This window comes from Reyranella sp. (assembly GCF_965227665.1).
Classification (GTDB): Bacteria; Pseudomonadota; Alphaproteobacteria; order Reyranellales; family Reyranellaceae; genus Reyranella.
On sequence record NZ_OZ245767.1, the window covers coordinates 1,424,750 to 1,445,466 of the forward strand.

Below are 20,717 nucleotides of genomic sequence, written 5' to 3' on the forward strand. Positions count from 1 at the left end.
CTCGAACAATCGGAGGAAAAGAAGATGAAGCGCAGAACGATACTGGCCGGCATGGCCGGCGCCGCGGCAACGGCCGCCCTTCCCGCCCGCGCCCAGCAGGATCAGTTCGGCTCCAAGGAGCTGATCGCCGCCGCCGAAAAGGAAGGCGGCCTCACGCTGTACACGGCCGACTTCGCCGAGACCCAGCAGGAAGTGATCAAGGAGTTCAACAAGCGCTTCCCCAAGATCAAGGTCGCCATGGTGCGCGCCCCGGGTGGCCAGCTGATCACCCGCATCAAGACGGAAGCCGCGGCCGACAAGCTGGGCGCCGACGTGGTCAACCACTCCGACCGCGGCCTGATGCTCGAGATCGCCGACCTCTTCCAGGACTACGCGCCGCCGAACGCCGCCGACTACCGCACCGACGTGCTGGTCTCGCCGAAACTGTGGCCGGGCGTCACCCTGGGATGGGCCATCGCCTACAACACCCAGCTCGTGAAGAACCCGCCCAAGACCTGGATGGATCTCACCAAGCCCGAATACAAGAACAAGCAGATCGGCCAGGTGATCGGACCGTCGGGCGGCACGACCTGGACGCGCATCATGTTCGAGCGTCAGGTGCTGGGCGAGGACTACTGGAAGAAGCAGGCCGAGCTCGGCATCGCCCTCTACCCGTCGGGCGCGCCCTGCTCCGATGCCGTGGTACGCGGCGAAGTCTCGATCGCGCCCCTGCTCTACAACATCATCTACACCAAGATCGTCGAAGGCGCCCCGGCCGAGGCCATCTTCGCGCCCGAGGGCGTGCCGATCGTCCCCTATGCCGACGGCATCACCAAGGCGTCGAAGAACCCCAACGCCGCCCGTCTGTTCATGAACTGGCGCCTGTCCAAGGAAGGTCAGACCTTCATGATCAACAAGCTGGGCAACATCACCTCCCTCAAGGAGCCGCCGGCTTACCCGAAGGGCTGGGATCCCAAGGTCATAAAGGTCTGGGTGCCGAAGTTCGAGGAATTCGACAAGCTCCGCGCGACCTGGATCGAGGAGTGGAACAAGACCTACGGGTATCGCCAGTGAGCGCTGCGCTTCTCGTCGAGGATCTGGTCAAGAAGTTCGGGACCGGCAAGGCGGCCGTCGATGGCGTGAACTTCGACGTGCCGGCGGGCGAGATCGTGGTGTTGCTGGGGCCTTCGGGCTGCGGCAAGACCACGACCCTCCGCTGCGTTGCCGGCCTCGAGCATCCGACCGGCGGCCGCATCTCGATCGGCGGCCGCGTCGTCTCGGAGCCCGAGCGCGGCACGCTGGTCAGCCCGCGCGAGCGCGACATCGGCATGGTGTTCCAGTCCTATGCGGTATGGCCGCACATGACGGTGCACCAGAACGTCGCCTATCCGCTGAAGTATCGCCGCAAGAACACCAGCGGCAGCGGCGACATCAACAGCAAGGTCCGCGAGACGCTTGAGCTGGTCGGCCTGGGCGAATACGCGGAACGGCCGGTGACGTCGCTGTCGGGCGGGCAGATGCAGCGCGTCGCGCTGGCGCGCAGCCTGGTCTACCGGCCACAGCTCCTGCTGCTCGACGAGCCACTGTCCAATCTCGATTCCAAGCTGCGCATCCGCTTGCGGGACGAGCTGCGCCGAATCCTGAAGATGACCGGCATGACCGGCCTCTATGTGACCCACGACCAGTCCGAGGCCGTGGTGCTGGGCGACCGCATCGGCGTGATGCGCAACGGCAAGCTCCTGCAGATGGCCCCGCCGGGCGAGATCTACAACAGGCCCGCCGATTCCTTCGTCGCCAACTTCACCGGCGCCTCGAACGTGCTGCTGGGCAAGGTCCTGGAGCGCAAGGGCGAGCAGGCCATCATCGATCTCGGCGCTGCCGGCCGCATCGAGGCATGGACGCCGCAACCGCTCGCCGTCGGCGACAAGGCGCGCGTGGCATTGCGGGCGGAGAACATCCGCCTGGGCGAACGCGGCCCCGCCAACAGCTTCACCGGCCGCGTCATCGAACGGCGCTACCAGGGCATGCAGACCGTCTACGATGTCGAGTTCGGGGGCCACAAGCTCGAGGTGCTGGAACTCGGCACCGCAGCCCGGCACAACGACGGCGAGGTGGCGATCACCATGCCGCCCGACAGCTGCTGGGCCTATCGCGACGAAGGTCAGGCGACGGTGGACTGAAGCACGGCACGAAGCGCCGCTGCCAGCGGCGCATCGTGCTCGGGCAACAGGACCTGCGGATCGAGCGTCAGCACGCCCCGCGCGGCGTGCCGCTCCGACAGATGAACCGGCGGGTCGGCTTTCTGCAGCCTGGCACTGGTGGCGAGCGCGTCCGGCACCGCGATCTCCAGCACAGGGACCCGTCCGGTCTGCGCCGCCGGCACGAGCGTCACGTCCAAGCCCGCCAGAGACGCCGCGATGGCCTCCAGCCGCGTCTGGAGCGCGGCATTGGCGGCTGCATCGTCGGCCCCGATGAAGCGCTCCAGCGCCACGAGCAGGCCCACGATCTCCTCCTTCCCGGCCTTGAAGCCGCGGCCGATCCCGTGATGCGGGACACCGCGCAGACGGGCGCGATCGACGAGGCGCGGCGGCATCCAGGTGTCGGGGGCCACGTCCATGTCGAGCTGCTGCAGCAGCGCCGAGGCCACGAGGTCGCGGCGCCCGGCGAGGATGCCCGACGCCTGCGGGCCGCCCAGGGCCTTGCCGCCGGAGAACGCCACGAGGTCGACGCCCATGTCGATGAAGCGGCGCAGGTTCTCCTTGGGCGGAAGTTGCGCCGCCGCATCGACGATCAGGGGAATGCCGTTGGCGCGGCAGGTCGCAATGGCGGTCGGCAGATCGACGATGCTGGTCGAATTGACCGAGAAGGCCATCGCCACGACTGACGGTGAAAGAGCCGCCTCGATCTCCCAGGCTTCCAGCCCGCGCACGCCGGCGCCCGTGCCGCGATCGTTGTGTCCGATATCGATCAGGCGCGCACCCGAGGCCGCCAGCGCGTGAGCATAGCCCGTGCGCTGGGTGCGCGGGATCAGGATGTCGTGGGGGAAGGCGCCGGCATGGGGCAGTGCCGCCATCTTCGCGATGTCCCAGCGCGCAATGGCCGCCGCGGCCGCGAGCGTGAGGGCCGCGGCCGCGCCGGTCGTGACCAGCCCCGCCTCCGCACCGGTCGCCGCGGCGATGCGATCGCTCGCGGCATCCTGCAGTTCACCGATGTCGACCGACGCGCGCGATGCAGCGGCCATCGCGGCCACGACCTCGGGCGCCATCACCGCGCCACCGAGACGGGTCAGCGCACCGGCCGCGTTGATACGGCGTCGCACGCCGAGAAGGTCGTAAGGGTCCGCCTGGGTCATGCGGCGAGCTTAGCCCAGCCGCTCAGACCCGCCCAATGATCGCGATCGGCCCGCCGCCAGCCGGGCCCTGGTGCTCGGCGCCGCCGGACACATAGAGCATCGTGTCGCCGATCACGCCGGCCAGCACACCGCCCACCAGCGCGCGGGCGTGGCGGGTCGAATGGATGTCGCTGTCGTCCAGCATCGTGTGGCGCCGTCCGCGAATCGCGCCCGACGGCGCCGCTTCCGCCTTGGCCAGCACCGCCGTCACGTCCTCGCCGGTCACCCCGAGCCGCCCCAGGATGCGGTGCGCCGCTCCGGCATCGATCGCGTCGCGCATCACGTCGTGATCGATCAGCAGGTCACCGGACCAGCCGTGTGCATTTCCCAACACCACAATCTCGTTGCGCAACAGCTCGACGCCCGACGACGTGCTGGCCACGCGCGAGTAGAGCGACCAGTCGCGACAGACCGCCTCCTCCGGCGCGTCCCTGACCTCGCCGAGCGCCAGCGCGACACCCAGCGCCGACGCACCGCGCGACAGGGCCATCGAATGGTAGGTGTCGTCGGTGGCGGTCGCGGCGCCACGCTTCGCCGCCTCCTCGATGCGGTCCTTGGTCAGCAGCGGGCATTTGATCTGCACGAAGTGGACATCATGCGGCGTCGTGATGCCGGCATCCTTCATGGCCGAGGTCACGGCCGCCGCCGTCTCCTGGATCTGCGCCGCGCGGCCGATCTCCTCGGGCTTGAAGGGCCGCGTCAAGCCGACCCCGATGGCCAGCCGTGGCCCGGCTGAGGCCGGCGGCGGCGCGGCTTCGCGACAGAAGACTAGCAGGTGCGGCGACAGCCCGCCTTCGGTGCCGCCCGACATCACGATGGCGACCCGCTTCTCGATCTCCGACAGCGGGCAGCCGAGCGCGCCTGCCAGCACCAGCTTCAGGGCCAAGGTGGCATAGCCGCGGGTGAAATCGTTGACGCAGCCATTGCCCTCGGTCTTGCCGACGATGGCCACGATGGTCGCGGGGTCGAGTTCCCCCGCCTCGATGGCGGCGGCGAGCGGGGACGTATCCTGCGGGCCTGCCGTCGGCAGGCGCAGCACCTTTGTCTGGCGACTCATCTCAGGCGGCCTTTCCGGCATCGCTGCCATGCCGCGCCCGACGGCTGCGCAACCACGTCACCGACAGCAGCGACAGCGCAATGACGAGGAAGGAGACGCCCGTGGTCACCGTCCCCAGCGCATAAAGGACGGGCGTCGTCACGTTGGTGGTCATGCCGTAGATCTCGAGGGGCAGCGTGTTGAAGGTGCCGGCGGTGTAGAGGCTGCGCGCGAACTCGTCGTAGGAGAGCGTGAAACCAAACAGGCCGACGCCGATCAGGCTCGGCAGCAGGATCGGCACGACGATATGCCGGATCGTCTGCCATGAAGTGGCGCCGAGGTCGCGCGCGGCCTCCTCGTAGCGCCGGTCGAAACGGTTGAAGACCGCGAACATGATCAGCAGGCCGAACGGCAGGGTCCAGGTCAGGTGCGCGCCGAAGGCCGAGCTGTACCAGGCGGGGTCCCAGCCCAGCACACGATAAAGCAGCCCAATGCCCAGGCTGATCAGGATCGAGGGCACGATCAGGCTGGCGATGGCGAGATAGAAGATGACGCCCGAGCCGCGGAAACGCGAGCGGAAGGCCAGCCCCGCCGAAAAGGAGGCAACGACCGTGACCAGCATGACGGCGGCACCGAGGATCAATGAGCGCTGCAACGACCCCGCGAAGTCGCCCACCATCTGCTTCTCGAACAGGTTCCTGAACCAGTGCAGCGATACCCCGTTCATCGGGAAGGTGAGCCCGCCTCCCGGACCCTGGAACGACAGGATGAGGATTGTCAGCGTCGGTCCGTAGAGGAACAGCACGAACAGGCAGAAGAAGGCGCCGAGGAACCAGAAGGCGGGACCGCGTTTGCCGTGTTGCACGTCACAGCTCCTTGCGGATGTCGACGAGGCGCATCATGGCCGCGACGATGAACAGGACCAGCAGGAGCAGAATCACCGCGTTCGCCGCCGCGGCGGGATACTGCAGCAGCGACATGGCGTTCGCCATCATCAGGCCGACCGAGGCGCTCAGGCCCCCGCTCATCATGCGCACCGTGACGAAGTCGCCCATCACGATGGTGACGACGAAGATCGAGCCGATGGCGATGCCCGGCTTGCACAGCGGCAGGATGACGTTGACCAGCGTCTGCCAGCCGCTCGCACCGGCGTCGCGTGCCGCCTCGAGCAGGCTGCGGTCGATGCGCATCATCGAGTTGAAGATCGGCACCACCATGAACAGCGTGTAGAGGTGGACATAGGCCAGCACGACCGAGAAGTCGGAATAGAGCAGGAACTCCAGCGGCTCCTTGATCAGCCCGAGGTTCATGAGCGTCGTGTTCGCGAGTCCGTGGCGCCCGAGGAACGGGATCCAGGAGATCATGCGGATGACATTGGAGGTCCAGAACGGAATGGTGCAGAGCAGGAACAGCACCGTCTGCATGGTCGGCGAGCGCACGTGGAAGGCCACGAAGTATGCAACGGTGAAGCCGATCAGCAGGGTCAGCGCCCAAGTGATGAGCGCGAACTGGATGGTCTGCTGGTAGGTCCGCCACGTCACCGGCGAGAGCAGCAGCTCCTCGTAGTTCTGCAGCAGGAAGGCCGGAATGATCTGGGTCGTGTTGTAGTCGAAGAAGCTCACCACCACGATCGTGGCGATCGGGACGATGAGGAACAGCAGGAACACCAGCGCGAGCGGCGCGACCTGCAGGTAGGTGACCCAGATCTTTACGCGGTTCATCTTTTCATGCCCCCTCTCCCCCGCTTCGGCGCTGTTTGCAGCGCCTGTTGGGGGAGAGGCAGGGTGAGAGGGTTAAACGCAATATTCGAAACGATCAGGCCGCGATGAACTGGTTCCACTTCTGGACCATGTAACGGTCCTCATCCATCACCGCGTTCCAGCAGGCGACGGCGCCCATGCGGTCATAGAACGAGCCGCCGTCGCGTACCGCGCCTGCCTTCTCGACGATCTGGCCCTGCGGGTTCTTGATGTCGCCCTGGGCCGGCTTGCCTTCCATCCAGAAGCCCCACTCATCGGCGGTCATGTTGGCCTTGGCCGTCTCCAGGACCGCCGAGTAGTAGCCCTGGCGGTTGAGGAAGGCGCCGACCCAGCCAGACAGGTACCAGTTGATGTAATCGTAGGCCGCGTCGAGTTGCGCGCCTTGCAGATGCTTGGCGAGGGCCAGGCCACCGCCCCAGGCGCGATAACCTTCCTTGAGGGGTTGGTAGGTGCAGGGCACGCCCTTGCCGCGTACTGCGGAGACCGCCGGCGACCACATGGACTGGATCACGACCTCGCCCGAGGTCATCAGGTTCACCGATTCGTCGAAGGTCTTCCAGAAGGCACGGAACTGCCCCTCCTTCTTCGTCTTGATCAGGAAATCGATCGTCTTGTCGATCTCCGCCTTGGTCATGTTGCCCTTGTCGCCGTACTTCACGATGCCGGCGGCCTCGCAGATCATCGCGGCGTCCATGATGCCGATCGACGGAATGTTCAGGATCGACGTCTTGCCCTTGAACTTCGGATCGAGGATGTCCTTCCAGGAATCGATCTTGCGGCCGACCAAGTCGGGCCGGATACCGAGCGTGTCGGCGTTGTAGATCGTGGGCACGATCGTGAACCATTGGGTCTGGCCCTTGGCGAACTTGGTCGAGCCCGCGCCCTCGACGAAGCTCACCGTGCTGGGCGCCGTGCCCTGGGCGATCACGCTGTCGGGCTTCAGCTTGCCGGTGGTGAAGATCGGCACGATCTTGTCGAACAGCTTGATCTTCTTGACGTCCATTGCCTGCAGCGTGTTGGCGCCGAAGACCTTCTTGATCATCCAGTATTCGATGTCGCCGATGTCGAAGGAGTTGGGCTGCGTCACGACGCGCTGCACCACTGCATCCGAATCGAGCGCCGTCATCTGCAGCGTGATGCCGAGGTCGGCCTTGCACTTCTCGGCGATCTCGTTGATCGCCGACACGCCGGTGCCGCACTGGCGCAGCACGATGTTCTTGTTGTTCTGCGCCCAGATCACCGGGAATCCGGTGACCGCGCCGCTGCCGATGGCTGCGCCCGCAATGCCGGCCGCGCCCTTGAGCATCCTGCGACGGCCGATGCCGCCATTCGATTTCCGAGCCATCTCGTCTTCCCTCCTGCAACAGCGACGGCGCGGGGCCGCCTCCCCTTCAACGGCCAAGGACGTGAACGTCCTCGGGCTTCCACGACAGAGTGACGGGCTCGCCGGGCCGTACCGGCGACGCGTCGAAGCGCGCCTCCGACAGGGTCGCCGACAGCGTTTCCAGACCGGTGACGTCGATGCCGACCTGGACGGTCGATCCGAGATATTCGACAGAGCGCGCGACGCCTTGCAGGGAGGTGACGCCGGCATCGCCCGACGTGCCGGGCTGCACCGACATCCGATCCGCGCGAATGGCGACGAACGGTCCCTCGCCTGCCTCGGCACGCGCGACGGCCGCGGGCAGCACGTTGTGGCCACCGATGAACTTGGCGACGAAGGCGGAAGCCGGGCGGTTGAAGACCTCGCGGGGCGGCGCCGCCTGCTCGATCCGGCCGCCGTTCATCACCACGACGAGATCGGCCAGCGCCATCGCCTCGTCCTGGCTGTGCGTCACGTGGATGAAGCTGATGCCCAGCCGCGTTTGAAGGCTTTTCAGTTCCTCGCGCATGCGGATGCGCAGGAAGGGATCGAGCGCCGACAAGGGCTCGTCGAGCAGCAGGACCTGCGGATCGGTGATCAGCGCGCGCGCCAGAGCCACCCTCTGCTGCTGCCCGCCCGAGAGCTGTGCCGGCAGCCGGCCGGCATAGGCATCCATGTGGACCCGTTTCAGCATATCCAGGGCCCGCGCCCGACGGGTGTCCTTATCGATGCCCCGCATCTTGAGGCTGAACGCCACATTGTCGGTGCAATCGAGATGGGGAAAGAGCGCGTAGCTCTGGAACATCATCGCCGTGCCGCGCGCCGCCGGCGGTAGGTCCGTGATGTTCTCGCTGCCGAGAATGATGTCGCCCTCGGAGGCCTCCTCGTGCCCCGCGATCATGCGCAGGGTCGTCGTCTTGCCGCAGCCGCTGGGGCCCAGGAGGCAGCAATAGGAGCCGGCGGGGATGCGCAGGCCGATCGAATCGACCGCCACTGTGTCGCCGTAGCGCTTGGTCAGGGAAACGAGTTCGATGTCAGGCTGCTTGGCCATGCCAGCGTGGAAGCAAGCCGTATGCCAGCGCTGTAAAATTGCCTGGGGATAGAGGCACGCACGGGAAGCCGTTGGCGCGGTCCTTGCTCGCTCCGGGTCAAGGCGACGCTCAGGGAGGCGATGATGAGATTGATCGGCGTGGACGTCGGCGGCACCTTCACGGACCTGGTCTATGCCGACACCGACGCCGGCCGGACCGCCGTGCACAAGGTCTCGACCACACCGGACGACCCGTCCCGCGGCGTCGTGCACGGGCTGATGGCACTCTGCGACAAGTACTCGATCCCGCGCGAGACGATCGACACGGTCTTCCACGGCACGACCATCGCGACCAATGCGATCCTCGAGCATGACGGCGCCGTCACCGGCATGATCACGACCGGCGGCTATCGCGACATCCTGCATATCGGCCGCCACCAGCGACCGCAGCACTACTCGATCATGCAGGATATTCCCTGGCAGGACCGGCCGCTGGTAAAGCGGCGCCATCGCAAGACCGTGACGGAGCGGCTGATACCGCCGCGTGGCGAGGTGCTGGAGCCGCTCGACGAGGAGGGTGTGCGCCAGGCCGCGCGCGAGCTGAAGGAGGCGGGAGTCGAGGCAATCGCGATCTGCTTCCTCTTCTCCTATCTCGATGCCGCGCACGAGGCGCGCGCCCTGGAGATCGTGCGCGAGGAATATCCGGAGTGCTTCGCCACGACCTCCTCGTCGGTGTCGCCGCAGTTCCGCGAATTCGAGCGCTTCACGACTACGGCCATGAACGCCTTCGTGGGCCCGAAGGTGCGCAACTACGTGACCCGCCTCGAATCGGAGATCGAGGCTTCAGGATTCAGGGCCGACCTGCGCATCATGGCGTCCAACGGCGGCGTCGCTACGCCCGGCATGGTCGCCGAGCGGCCGGTGCTCACCCTCCTCTCAGGTCCCGCCGCTGGCGTGATCGGCGGCGACTGGGCGGGCGCGCTCTCCGAGAAGCGCAACCTCATCACCTTCGACGTCGGCGGCACCTCGGCCGACATCGGCATCGTGACGGAAGGCGGCTTCGGCGAGGCCACGGCGCGCGACACCTGGATCGCGGGCTTTCCCGTGCTGGTGCCGATGATCGACGTGCACACGATCGGCGCCGGAGGCGGCTCGATCGCCTTCGTCGACCAGGCCGGCGCCTTCAAGGTGGGCCCCCGCTCGGCCGGCGCGGTGCCCGGCCCCGCCGCCTACGGTCGCGGCGGCACGCGGGCCACGGTGACCGACGCCAACGTCGTCCTGGGACGGCTCGACGGCGGCAACTTCCTGGGCGGCGGCATGGCGCTCGACGAGGTCGCGGCCCGTCGGGTGATCGGCGAACTGGCACGCGAGCTCGGCCTTTCCGACCGCGAAGCAGCCGAAGGCGTGATCACCCTCATCAACGCCAACATGGCCAACGCCATCCGCTCGCGCACCGTCCAAAAGGGCATCGATCCTCGCAACTACACGCTGGTGGCGTTTGGCGGCGCGGGTCCCCTGCACGGCGCGGAAGTAGCCGACATGCTGGGCGTCACGGAAGTGATCGTGCCGCCGCATCCCGGCATCACCTCGGCGGTCGGCCTGCTGATCAGCGACCTGCGCTATGATGCGATCCGCACCTCGTTCCAGGTGTCGGGTGCCGCCGATCTTGCCCGCATCAACGCCGACTTCGCCGCGATGGCCAAGGAACTGGCCGGACGCTTCACCGCCGACGGCATCGATCTCGCCAAGGTGACGTTCGAGCGCCGCGGCGACCTGCGTTACGTCGGCCAGGGCTACGAACTCAAGGTCACCTTCCCGGATGGCGTCCTGGACGAGGCCGCCCTCGCCCTAGCCTTCGAGGCCTTTCACGAAGTCCACAAACGCGAGTACGGCCATCACTTCGCCCAGTCCGCGATCGAGATCGTGAACCTGCGCCTCGTTGGTGCCGCCAGCGCCGCGACGATCGCGAAGCCCGTGCCAGATGGCGCCCGCTCGCTCGCCGCGGCGACGGTGCGCTCCGGCAACGGCACCTTCCGCGTCGACGGCAAGCTCGCCGACTACCCGACGACCTTCTACCGCCGCGACCTGCTGCCGGTCGGTCAGCGCATCCCCGGCCCGGCCATCGTGCTCCAGATGGACACCACGACTGTCGTGCCGCCCCATTTCAGCTTCGAAGCCGATACAGCCGGCAATCTCATGATCCGCAAGGAGGTTCGCCAATGAACGCCCCTCTTCGCTGGGAGCGCGCCACTCCAGTGGCGCCCATAACTTTGCGGATAAAGAGCAAGAGCGCCACTGGAGTGGCGCGCTCCCAGCAGAGGAGTGCCGCATGACCAACGCCACCGCCCGCCAGCCCGCGACCAAGCCCGACCGCATCGACCCGATCACCAGCAGCGTGATCCAGGGGGCGCTCGAGAACATCGCGGTCGAGATGGGCTACAAGCTGATGCGCATGAGCTACTCCTCGATCATCCGCGAGTCGGAGGATTTCGGGGCGGCCCTTGTCGATGCGGACGGCCGCGGCCTCGCCGAATCGGCCCAGTCGACGCCGCTGCAGTCCGGCCCGATCCCGGGCTATGTGCGCGGCATCCAGCGCATCCTGTCCGCACGCGGCGAAGTCATCCGGCCGGGCGACGTCATCATGCACAACGACGCCTATTCCGGTGCGAGCCACGGCCCCGACGTGGCCTTCATCGTGCCGGTCTTCGTGCAGGGCCGCCTGATCGCCTTTGCCGCGACCACGGCGCACCATCTCGACATCGGCGCGCTGTCGCCCGGCTCCTGCGGGATCGTCGAGGCGATCGACGCCTATGCCGAGGGCCTGCAGTTCAAGGCCATCAAGGTCTACGACCGCGGCGTCCGGAACGACGCGGTGTGGCAGATCGTGCGCGACAATATCCGTGCCTCCGACCTCGTGGTCGGCGACATGGATGCCCAGGTGGCCGCGGCCCGCATCGGCGCGGAGCGAATGGTCGAACTGGTCGAGCGCTACGGGCTGGAGACGTTCGAGCAGGCCTGCGGCGCGCTGATGGATCATGCCGAACGGCTGATGCGGCAGGCGATCGCCAAACTGCCCGACGGCGTCTATCGCGCCGAGACGGCGATTGACGGCTATCTCGACAGCGACGATCCGACCAAGAAGGAACTGCCGCTCGTCGTCACCATCACCAAGAAGGACGAGCAGCTGGTGGTCGACCTCACCGGAACGGCGCCGCAGGTGCCCGACCGGCCCATCAACATGCCGCTCGAAGGCACCGCCGACATCGCGATCTGGCTCACCATCCGCTCGGTGCTGCTCGACACCGAGATCCACGGTCATATCCCGGTCAACGCGGGCCTCATCCGGCCAATCACCATCGTGGCACCCAAGGGCTGCCTGGCCAACCCGACCTTCCCCGCACCGACGATCGCGCGCTTCTGCCCCGGTAATCAGCTGGCCGACACGGTGATGAAGGCGCTCTCGCAGGCGATGCCGGGCAACGTCTCGGCCGGCATCGGCAATCTCAAGGTCATCGCATTCTCCGGCCTCAAGGACGAGACGCACTGGGTGCACATGGAGATCTTCGAAGGTTCTTATGGCGGGCGGCTGGGCAAGGACGGCATGGACGCCGTCGACACGCTCTATGCCAACACGCGCAACAACCCGATCGAGGACATCGAGACCCATCTGCCGCTGCGCGTGCTGCGCTACGAATTGCGCGAAGACGTGGCGGGCGCCGGCAAGTGGCGCGGCGGCCTGGGCTCGGTCCGCGAGTTCACGTTTCTCGGCGACGGCGGCGCGTCGGTCGAAGGCGAAGGCCATCGCTACCGGCCCTGGGGATTCCTGGGCGGCCGCGAGGGCATGCCGGCCAAGCTCGACCTGATGGTCCCCGGCCAGCCCGACCGCGCCCTGCCGTCGAAGGTACCGTACATGCACATCGGCAAGGATGGCCGCTTCGTCTGCTACGGCCCGGCCGGCGGCGGATACGGCAATCCGCTGGAGCGCGATCCGGCGGATGTCGCCGACGACGTGCTCGACGGGGTGATATCGGTCGAAACGGCGCTTCGAGACTATGGCGTCGTGATCTCGCCCAAGGGTGTCGTCGACCTTGAGGCGACACGGAAGGCGCGCGGCGGCTGAAGGCCCTCGCCGCTCGCGACCGCCTCTTGGCAGCCCCCGCGTTCTCCTCCATCAAGACGCGATGGACTATCAGGTCAAGGACCGGAGCTGCCTCGTGTCCGGCGCCAGCTCTGGCATCGGCGCCGGTGTCGTCAGGCTCCTGGCACGACAAGGCGCGCGGGTCGTCGCGACGGCGCGGCGAGCCGAGAGGATCGAGCGGCTCGACGGTGTGACCGCCATCGCGGGCGACGTCACGGACCCGGGCGATCTCGCCCGCATTGCCGCCGAGGCCGGCGAGGTGCTGGGGCCCATCGACGTTCTGGTGAACTGTGCCGGCGGCTCGCGGCCGACCGGACCGGATGCCGGCGAGGACGTCTGGGAGGAGGCCTTCGCGCTCAACTTCACGGCGGCGCGGCTGCTGACCAAAGCCCTGCTGCCGGCCATGCGGGCGCGCCAATGGGGCCGGATCGTCAATATCAGCGGCTCCATGGAGCCCCGCGGTCTGAATGCCGCCATCGCCGCCAAGGCCGCCCTGCATCTGTGGGCAAAAGGCCTGTCGTGCGACGTCGCCCCCGACGGCGTGACAGTGAACACCATTCAGCCGGGCCGCATCAACAGCGAGCAGATCCTGCAGAAACTCCACCCGACCGAGGAGGCGCGCCGCAGCTTCATCGAGCGAAACATCCCCATCGGCTATTTCGGCGAGCCGGAGGATGTGGCACATCTCGTCGCCTTTCTCGCCTCTCCGGCGGCGCGCTACATCACGGGCGCGGTCATCCCGGTCGATGGCGGCATGCACTATTTTGCGCACTGACGGCGCGATGGAGGGTGGGTTTGCTGAAGTGGCTTCGTCGTTCTGAGCCGAAGGAAGTGCCGGCCGCCACCCTCGGCCCGTTACAGATCGTCAAGCCCTGGGCTCGCTCGTCCTCATCCGAGCCGGATGTCGCCGGCGGCTATATGACCGTCGTCAACGATGGCGAATCGGACCGGCTCGTTTCCGCTGACTGTCCTGCCGCCGGGTCCGTCGAAATCCACGCCATCCGAGTCAAGGGCCCGGTGCTGGAGATGCGGCCGATGGAGGCTGGCCTCGTCATTCCGCCGGCCAACCAGCAGATCCTCAAGCCGCGCGGCTATCACCTTCTGATGCGCGGCCTCGCCTCGCCCCTCACTGTCGGCAGCAAACTGCCGGTCACCCTGGTCTTCGAAAAGGCTGGCACCGTCACCGTTGATTTTTCCGGGGAAGCGCCCGGTGCCGTGGGAAAGGCCACCCTCAGCTCGTCGTAGTCGAGCTGCCCTCTCGACGGCCGCCACATTTAAACTTTCCATATCAATATCTTGTGGAGTCTTTTGAAGGTCGTTCACAAGGACTTCACTCGGCCCTTGCGCCGGGCGCCCGGACTCCTGATATAACTCCCTCGAGGGGCCGGTGTGGGCGGAGCAGTCGCCAACCCGGTCAGATCCGGAAGGAAGCAGCCGTAACGAATTCGCTTCGGGTCATGCCGGTCTCTCACCCGTTCCCCTGCGCGCGCCGCCGCGGAGGGCGGGCGGCCCGGGCGCGACGACCGCCGGGCCTTAAGAGGGCCACGGCGCAGATTGACGGGTGATCGCCATGGCTGAGGCCACCCCGGGCTCGGACCCGGCAACACCCTACCGCGTCCTCGCCCGTAAATACCGCCCGGTCGATTTCACGACTCTGGTCGGCCAGGAAGCGATGGTGCGCACCCTGCGCAATGCCATCGCCACAGGCCGCATCGCCCATGCGTTCATGCTCACCGGCGTGCGCGGCGTCGGCAAGACCACGACCGCCCGGATCATCGCCCGCGCCCTGAACTGCGTTGGTCCCGACGGAACGGGCGGTCCCACGGTCGATCCCTGTGGCGTCTGCGACAACTGCAAGGCCATCACCGAGGACCGCCATGTCGACGTGATCGAGATGGACGCGGCCTCGCGCACCGGCATCGACGACGTGCGCGAGCTGATCGAGGGCGTACGCTATCGCCCGGTGTCGGCGCGCTACAAGGTCTACATCATCGACGAAGTGCACATGCTATCGGAGAAGGCCTTCAATGCGTTGCTGAAGACGCTGGAAGAGCCGCCGCCGCACGTGAAGTTCCTGTTCGCTACCACCGAGATCCGCAAGGTCCCGGTGACGGTGCTGTCGCGCTGCCAGCGTTTCGATTTGAAGCGGGTGCCGCTCGAGACGCTGGTCGACCATTTCAGCAAGATCGCGCAGGCCGAGAAGGTCGAAATTTCGCCCGAGGCCCTGACGCTGCTGGCCCGCGCCGCCGACGGATCGGTGCGCGACGGTCTGTCGATGCTCGATCAGGCAATCGCCCATGGCGGTGGCGTGGTGGATGCCGCTCAGGTCCGCGACATGCTGGGCTTGGCCGACCGCAGCCGGGTGCTCGAGCTCTTCGAAAAAACGATGCGCGGCGATGCGCCGGGCATGGTCGCGGCGCTCGGCGAGATGCACGATTCCGGTGCCGACCCCGTGGTCGTGCTGCAGGATCTGCTGGAGCTCACGCACTGGGTGACCCGCCTCAAGGTGGCACCGGACGCCGCTGCCGCGATGGCGGACAGCGAACGCGCCCAGGGACTGGGGATGGCGGGCAAACTTTCCATGGCCTCGCTCACGCGGGCCTGGACGCTGCTGCTGAAGGGGCTGCAGGAGACGCTCGCCGCGCCCTCGCCACTGCGCGCGGCCGAGATGGCGCTGATCCGGCTCTGCTATGTCGCCGACCTCCCCTCTCCCGGCGAAGCGATCAAGATGCTGCAGAATGGCGGCGGCGTTCCGGCAGGGACCGCGGCGCCGGCAATGCCGAGAGGCAATGGCGGCGGCGGCGGCGCGGCGGCGCGTCTCGCGACCCAGCCGGTTTCCGCGGTGGCTGCCCAGCCCGCCCAGACGATGCCGGCCCCGCGCAGCTTCGCGGAGGTCGTGGCCTTGTTCGAGAGCCGCCGCGAGCCGCGCATGGTGCACAGCCTGATGCATCACGTGCACGAGGTGCGTTGCGAGCCCGGCCTGATCGAGTTCCGCCCCGAGCCCAAGGCGCCGGCCGACCTCGCCCCCCGCCTCAGCGAGCTGCTGGGCCAGTGGACCGGGCGCCGCTGGATCGCCTCGGTGTCGAGCGCCGAGGGCAAACCGACCCTCATCCAGCAGAAAGCGGCCAAGGCCGACGACCTGCGCAGCTCCGCCGAAAGCAACGAGCTGGTGATGGCCATACTCAAGACATTCCCCGGCGCGAAGCTCGAGGCGGTTAAGCGCAAGGGCGAACAGACTTCCATGATGGGCGAGTTCGTCAGCGACGAGCCGCCCCCCGCCGAGGAATACCCGGCAGACGACGACATCCCGGAAAGCGAGTTCTGAATGTTCGACAAACTCAAGGACCTGGGCGGCCTGATGCAGCAGGCCCAGCAGATGCAGCAGAAGATGCAGGACCTGCAGGCGGCGCTGGAGCGCCTGGAGATCGTGGGCACATCGGGCGCCGGCTTGGTGAAATTCACGGTCAACGGCAAGAACGAGACCCGCAGGATCGACATCGACGCCTCGCTGTTCAAGCCCGAGGACAAGGGCGTGGTCGAGGACCTGATTGTGGCCGCCGCCAACGATGCGCGCGCCAAGGTCGAGCAGACCGTGCAGGAGCAGATGCGCGGTATCACCGGCGGCCTGCCGCTGCCGCCGGGCTTCAAGCTCTGATGAAAAGGCGGCGATGAACGGCCCGGAGATCGAGCGGCTCATCCAGCTCCTCGGCCGTCTGCCGGGCCTGGGCCCGCGTTCGGCACGCCGCGCGGCGCTGCATCTGCTGAAGAAGCGCGAGACGCTGATGCAGCCGTTGGGCGCCGCGCTGGCTGATGCGGCGCGCGCCGTCCGAGCCTGCAGCATCTGCGGCAATCTCGATACGATCGATCCCTGCTCCATCTGTTCGGATCACCGGCGCGATGCCGGCCTGATCTGCGTCGTCGAGGATGTCGGCGACCTCTGGGCGATGGAGCGCGGCCGCATCTTTTCCGGTCGTTATCACGTTCTGGGCGGCTCGCTGTCGGCGCTGGACGGGATCGGCCCGGAAGAGCTCAACATCGGCAGCCTGGTGACGCGCGTCTCCGCCGGCGGCATCCGCGAGGTGATCATGGCCACCAACGCGACCGTCGACGGGCAGACGACGGCGCACTACCTTGCCGAGCGGCTGGCCGAGCACGACGTGCCGCTGACACGCCTGGCGCATGGCGTGCCCGTGGGCGGGGAGCTCGACTGGCTCGACGACGGCACGCTCGCCACCGCCTTCAAGGCGCGGCGCGCCCTGTAGGGGTTGCCCCATGAGCGCCGAAACCCTTACGGCCATCGCCGTTGCTCTCGGAGCCGGCTGGGCCAGCGGCCTCAATGCCTACGCCGCCGTACTAGTGCTCGGGGTCGCGCAACGCCTCGGCTTGGTCGCCCTGCCGCACGATCTCCAGGTCCTGGAATCGCCCTGGGTGCTCGGCGTAGCGGCTATCCTCTTCGCGCTGAATTTCCTGGCCGACAAGATCCCCTACGTCGACAGTATCAACGACGTGCTTCAGACCTTCGTTCGCATCCCCGCGGGCGTGCTTCTCGCCTACGGCGCCGCAACCGGCCTCAGTCCGGAGTTTTCGATCATCGCCGGCTTGCTCGGCGGAACGCTCGCGGCCGGAACCCACATCGCCAAGACCGGATCGCGCGCCCTGATCAACACCTCGCCGGAGCCGTTCACCAACGTGTTGGCCTCGCTTGGCGAGGACATCACGGTGTTCGGCGGCCTGGCGCTCGCGATCGCTCATCCGATCACTTTTCTGTGCCTGCTGGCGCTATTCGTGGTGCTCCTGATATGGCTCCTGCCCAAGCTGGTGCGTCTGGCTCTCGTGCCGTTTCGCCGCTTTGCTCTGAGGCGCCAGCAGCCTTGACCGGAGAACCCGCCCTCGACCTTTGGCGGAACAACTGACGCTTTCCTTCGCTGATCCGAAGCGTACACTCTCAACCGCAAGCACATGTTCATCCGCCAGAACATCCAGTCCCTTCGGTTTTTCCGCACAACGCCGGCGATGCGCTGCCCTTACCTGCCGCATCGCCTGGAGACGAAGCTTGTCACCGAACTGAGCGGGCCGGACGCCATCTCTCAGCACGACACGTTGACCGACGCGGGCTTCCGGCGCTCCCACCACTTCGTCTACAAGCCGCTGTGCGACGGGTGCCGGGCCTGTGTGCCGGTGCGTATTCGGGTCCGGGACTTCGAGCCCAGCCGTGCACAGCGTCGCATCCAGCGTCGCAACGAACATGTCCATGCGATCGAGACGCAGGCCCTGGCGACCGGCGAACAGTTCTCTCTGTTCTCACGCTATGTGCTGACGCGCCACCGCGACGGCGACATGGCGGACATGGACTTCGACGACTACCGCGCCATGGTCGAGGAAAGCCCTGTCGAGACGGCGATCATCGAGTTCCGGGACGATTCGGCAGATGGCCGGCTGGTCGGCGCCTGTCTGGTCGACTGGCTGTCGAGCGGTGTGTCGGCGGTCTACAGCTTCTTCGATCCGCAGGACCCGCGGCGGGGGCTCGGCACGCACATGATTCTGTGGCTGGCGGCGGCGGCTGCCAAACGCGGCCTGCCTTATGTCTATCTCGGCTACTGGATCGCCGATTCGAGCAAGATGGCCTACAAGCGTTTGTTTCGTCCGTTGGAATTTTTTGGTTCCGATGGATGGACGGAGTTGCCTACCGCGTAGGCAATGTCGTGACGGTGGAGCGTATTGACGCACCTCGTCCGCATTGCGGATCAACGCTGGCTCTGGCATCGCGCAGCGGACCAAGTTAAGAAAGCCTATCCGTCGGCGAGAACGGATGGGCGGCAAATAATAACTCGCATTCAGGGGAGACGGGATGCGCTCATTGCTGGCATTCAGCGCGCTGATCGACGCGTTAAACGAAAAAATAGGTAACATCTGCAACTGGCTCGTGCTGCTGGCGTGCGTCGTCAGTGCCGGCAACGCCATGGTGCGCTACGCCTACGACACGAGTTCGAACGGCTGGCTTGAGATCCAGTGGTACATGTTCGCCGTCATCGTGATGTTCGGGGCATCCTACACGATGAAGCGGAACGAGCATGTCCGGGTCGACCTCTTCTATATGACCTTGAGCCGCCGTGGGCAGCTCTGGGTCGACATTCTCGGCACGCTGATCTTCCTCCTGCCGACCTGCAGCATCCTGGCCTGGCTGAGCTGGCCGTTCTTCATGCAGTCGTTCAACGTCAACGAGCATTCCTCGAATGCCGGGGGACTGCTGCGCTGGCCGATCAAGCTGGTGCTTCCCGTAGGCTTCGGTCTGGTCGCACTCCAAGGCATTTCAGAACTCATCAAGCGGGTGGCCTTCCTCAACGGATATGCCGTGGATAGCCTCGAAGCTCACTACGAGAGGCCCACGCAATGATACCTCTCGATTATATGCCGCCGCTGATGTTCGGCGGCCTTGTCGTCTTCATGATCATTGGCTACCCGGTCGCCTTCTCGCTCTGCGCCGTCGGCTTCTTCTTCGGGTTCCTGTCGATCGAGATGGGTTACTTCACGATGGCCTTCATGCAGGCCATCCCGGGCCGCGTGTTCGGCAGCATCCTGTCGAACGAGCTGCTGCTCGCCATTCCGTTCTTTACCTTCATGGGCGCCATCCTGGAGAAATGCGGGCTGGCAGAGGACATGCTCGAATCGATGGGCCAGCTGTTCGGCCCCATCAAGGGCGGGCTGGGCTATTCGACGATCATCGTGGGCTTCATCCTCGGCGCCATCACCGGCACCGTGGCCGCCCAGGTCATCGCCATGGCGCTGATCACCCTGCCGGTGATGATGCGCTACAAGTACGACATGCGCTACGCGACCGGCGTGCTGGCCGCGTCGGGGACGATCACGCAGCTCGTGCCGCCCTCGCTGGTGCTGATCGTGCTGGCCGACCAGCTCGGCAAGTCGGTCGGCGACATGTATCTCGGCGCCTGGGGCCCCTCGCTGCTGCAGATCGCCCTGTTCGCCGGCTACACATTCTATCTGACGATCGTGAAGCCGGCGGCCCTGCCCCCGGTTCCACGGACGCTGTTCGGCAAAGCGCTCCTGGTGAAGTGCGCCTGGGGCATCATCCCCGCCGCCGTGCTCATCTTCCTCGTGCTGGGCACCATCATGATGGGCCTGGCGACCCCGACTGAGGCGGGAGCGATGGGCACGATCGGCGCCATCGTCCTGGCGGTGGTGCGCAATGCACCGCTCACCAAGTTCGACCGGCTCATGTTCTTCGGCGGCTGCGCAGCCGCCATCATCGGCGCCCTGATCGGCACGGTCGCGTTCAAGTCCTTCGCCTTCAAGGTCGCCTTCACGGTGATGTTCGCGGCGATCATCTGGCTGTGCTGGCGGGCCTGGCAGCACAAGGACCTGCGGGACCTGATCGTGCAGGCGTTCCAGGCGACGATGCGCATCACGGCGATGGTGGCCTTCATCCTGGTTGGCGCAACCTGTTTCTCGATCACCTTTCAGGGTGTCGACGGCAACCAGTGGGTCGAACACCTGATGTCGAACCTGCCCGGCGGCGTCTGGGGCTTCCTGATCGTCGTCAACCTGTTCGTGTTCTTCCTGGCGTTCTTCCTCGACTTCTTCGAGATCGCCTTCATCATTATCCCGATGCTGGCGCCGGTCGCGCAGAAGCTGCTCGCACCGGTCGTCGGGGCCGATGCCGCCCTCATCTGGTTCGGCGTCATGCTCTGCGTGAACATGCAGACGTCGTTCATGCACCCGCCGTTCGGCTTCGCGCTGTTCTACCTGCGCAGCGTGGCACCCAAGGAAGTGAAGAGCTCGGACATCTACTGGGGCTCAATCCCCTGGGTACTGCTGCAGCTCATCATGGTCGCGATCGTGATCGCGATCCCGCAGTCGGTGACCTACTTCCTCGACAAGCCGCATGGGATCGACCCCAGCAAGGTGACGATCGAGATCCAGGCACCGCCCTCGGAAGACTCCGCTCCACCGGTCTTCAAGTAGATCGAAGGCACAAAAAAGCCCCGCCAAACGGCGGGGCTTT

Annotated in this window: 19 protein-coding genes and 1 other RNA gene; 14 read left to right on the plus strand and 6 right to left on the minus strand. The window is 66.4% G+C overall.

Features of this window, described 5'->3' with window-relative positions; all coding sequences use genetic code 11:
• The first annotated feature begins 24 nt into the window (after nt 1–24).
• A complete protein-coding gene (locus tag ACO07I_RS06835; protein WP_422015621.1) occupies nt 25–1,053 on the plus strand; it encodes an extracellular solute-binding protein in 1,029 nt (342 codons plus the stop codon).
• Nucleotides 1,050–2,159 (plus strand): ABC transporter ATP-binding protein, encoded by a 1,110-nt coding sequence (locus tag ACO07I_RS06840; protein ID WP_422015623.1) that lies wholly within the window; start codon nt 1,050–1,052, stop codon nt 2,157–2,159. The genes ACO07I_RS06835 and ACO07I_RS06840 overlap by 4 nt, the downstream gene beginning before the upstream one ends.
• On the opposite strand, the gene ACO07I_RS06845 is transcribed toward ACO07I_RS06840, so the two are convergent.
• The 6 genes from ACO07I_RS06845 to ACO07I_RS06870 form a co-directional block, all read right to left on the minus strand.
• Nucleotides 2,141–3,331: an aminotransferase class V-fold PLP-dependent enzyme gene (locus ACO07I_RS06845; RefSeq protein ID WP_422015625.1), complete on the minus strand. Its 1,191-nt coding sequence runs from the start codon at nt 3,329–3,331 to the stop codon at nt 2,141–2,143. The genes ACO07I_RS06840 and ACO07I_RS06845 overlap by 19 nt on opposite strands.
• Before the next feature lie 22 nt (nt 3,332–3,353).
• Nucleotides 3,354–4,427 carry a ring-opening amidohydrolase gene (locus ACO07I_RS06850; protein ID WP_422015627.1) on the minus strand — a complete coding sequence of 358 codons (1,074 nt, stop codon included), beginning with the start codon at nt 4,425–4,427 and terminating at the stop codon, nt 3,354–3,356.
• 1 nt (nt 4,428) lies between these two features.
• Nucleotides 4,429–5,271 carry an ABC transporter permease gene (locus ACO07I_RS06855; protein ID WP_422015629.1) on the minus strand — a complete coding sequence of 281 codons (843 nt, stop codon included), beginning with the start codon at nt 5,269–5,271 and terminating at the stop codon, nt 4,429–4,431.
• 1 nt (nt 5,272) lies between these two features.
• Complete coding sequence (locus ACO07I_RS06860) at nt 5,273–6,127, minus strand: ABC transporter permease (protein WP_422015631.1); 855 nt, start codon at nt 6,125–6,127, stop codon at nt 5,273–5,275.
• A 94-nt stretch (nt 6,128–6,221) separates the two neighbouring features.
• The gene (locus ACO07I_RS06865) at nt 6,222–7,511 is read right to left on the minus strand and encodes an ABC transporter substrate-binding protein (protein ID WP_422015633.1); all 1,290 of its coding nucleotides are present in this window, start codon (nt 7,509–7,511) and stop codon (nt 6,222–6,224) included.
• Nucleotides 7,512–7,557: 46 nt separating this feature from the next.
• Complete coding sequence (locus ACO07I_RS06870) at nt 7,558–8,580, minus strand: ABC transporter ATP-binding protein (RefSeq protein WP_422015635.1); 1,023 nt, start codon at nt 8,578–8,580, stop codon at nt 7,558–7,560.
• A gap of 123 nt (nt 8,581–8,703) precedes the next feature.
• Between ACO07I_RS06870 and ACO07I_RS06875 the strand changes: the two genes are divergently transcribed.
• The 12 genes from ACO07I_RS06875 to ACO07I_RS06930 all read left to right on the plus strand — a co-directional run bounded on the left by ACO07I_RS06875 (nt 8,704) and on the right by ACO07I_RS06930 (nt 20,677).
• On the plus strand, nt 8,704–10,782 hold the full coding sequence (locus ACO07I_RS06875) for a hydantoinase/oxoprolinase family protein (protein ID WP_422015637.1): 2,079 nt from the start codon (nt 8,704–8,706) through the stop codon (nt 10,780–10,782).
• Nucleotides 10,783–10,888: 106 nt separating this feature from the next.
• Complete coding sequence (locus ACO07I_RS06880; RefSeq protein ID WP_422015639.1) at nt 10,889–12,679, plus strand: hydantoinase B/oxoprolinase family protein; 1,791 nt, start codon at nt 10,889–10,891, stop codon at nt 12,677–12,679.
• Between the two features lie 61 nt (nt 12,680–12,740).
• A complete protein-coding gene (locus ACO07I_RS06885; protein ID WP_422015641.1) occupies nt 12,741–13,472 on the plus strand; it encodes an SDR family NAD(P)-dependent oxidoreductase in 732 nt (243 codons plus the stop codon).
• A 20-nt stretch (nt 13,473–13,492) separates the two neighbouring features.
• Complete coding sequence (locus ACO07I_RS06890; RefSeq protein ID WP_422015643.1) at nt 13,493–13,942, plus strand: copper chaperone PCu(A)C; 450 nt, start codon at nt 13,493–13,495, stop codon at nt 13,940–13,942.
• A gap of 133 nt (nt 13,943–14,075) precedes the next feature.
• Nucleotides 14,076–14,170, plus strand: an RNA gene (ffs, locus tag ACO07I_RS06895) — signal recognition particle sRNA small type.
• A 97-nt stretch (nt 14,171–14,267) separates the two neighbouring features.
• Nucleotides 14,268–16,022, plus strand: a complete 1,755-nt coding sequence (locus ACO07I_RS06900) for a DNA polymerase III subunit gamma/tau (RefSeq protein ID WP_422015645.1) — start codon at nt 14,268–14,270, stop codon at nt 16,020–16,022.
• Nucleotides 16,023–16,352: a YbaB/EbfC family nucleoid-associated protein gene (locus ACO07I_RS06905; protein ID WP_422015647.1), complete on the plus strand. Its 330-nt coding sequence runs from the start codon at nt 16,023–16,025 to the stop codon at nt 16,350–16,352.
• Nucleotides 16,353–16,365: 13 nt separating this feature from the next.
• Entirely contained in the window at nt 16,366–16,959 is a 594-nt protein-coding gene (recR, locus tag ACO07I_RS06910; protein WP_422015649.1) for a recombination mediator RecR, read from the plus strand.
• A 10-nt stretch (nt 16,960–16,969) separates the two neighbouring features.
• Nucleotides 16,970–17,572 carry a DUF4126 domain-containing protein gene (locus ACO07I_RS06915; RefSeq protein ID WP_422015651.1) on the plus strand — a complete coding sequence of 201 codons (603 nt, stop codon included), beginning with the start codon at nt 16,970–16,972 and terminating at the stop codon, nt 17,570–17,572.
• A gap of 84 nt (nt 17,573–17,656) precedes the next feature.
• Nucleotides 17,657–18,391 (plus strand): arginyltransferase, encoded by a 735-nt coding sequence (locus tag ACO07I_RS06920; protein WP_422015653.1) that lies wholly within the window; start codon nt 17,657–17,659, stop codon nt 18,389–18,391.
• 154 nt (nt 18,392–18,545) lie between these two features.
• Nucleotides 18,546–19,091: a TRAP transporter small permease subunit gene (locus tag ACO07I_RS06925; protein WP_422015655.1), complete on the plus strand. Its 546-nt coding sequence runs from the start codon at nt 18,546–18,548 to the stop codon at nt 19,089–19,091.
• Complete coding sequence (locus ACO07I_RS06930; RefSeq protein WP_422015657.1) at nt 19,088–20,677, plus strand: TRAP transporter large permease; 1,590 nt, start codon at nt 19,088–19,090, stop codon at nt 20,675–20,677. Before ACO07I_RS06925 ends, ACO07I_RS06930 begins: the two co-directional genes overlap by 4 nt.
• The last annotated feature ends 40 nt before the right edge of the window (nt 20,678–20,717 follow it).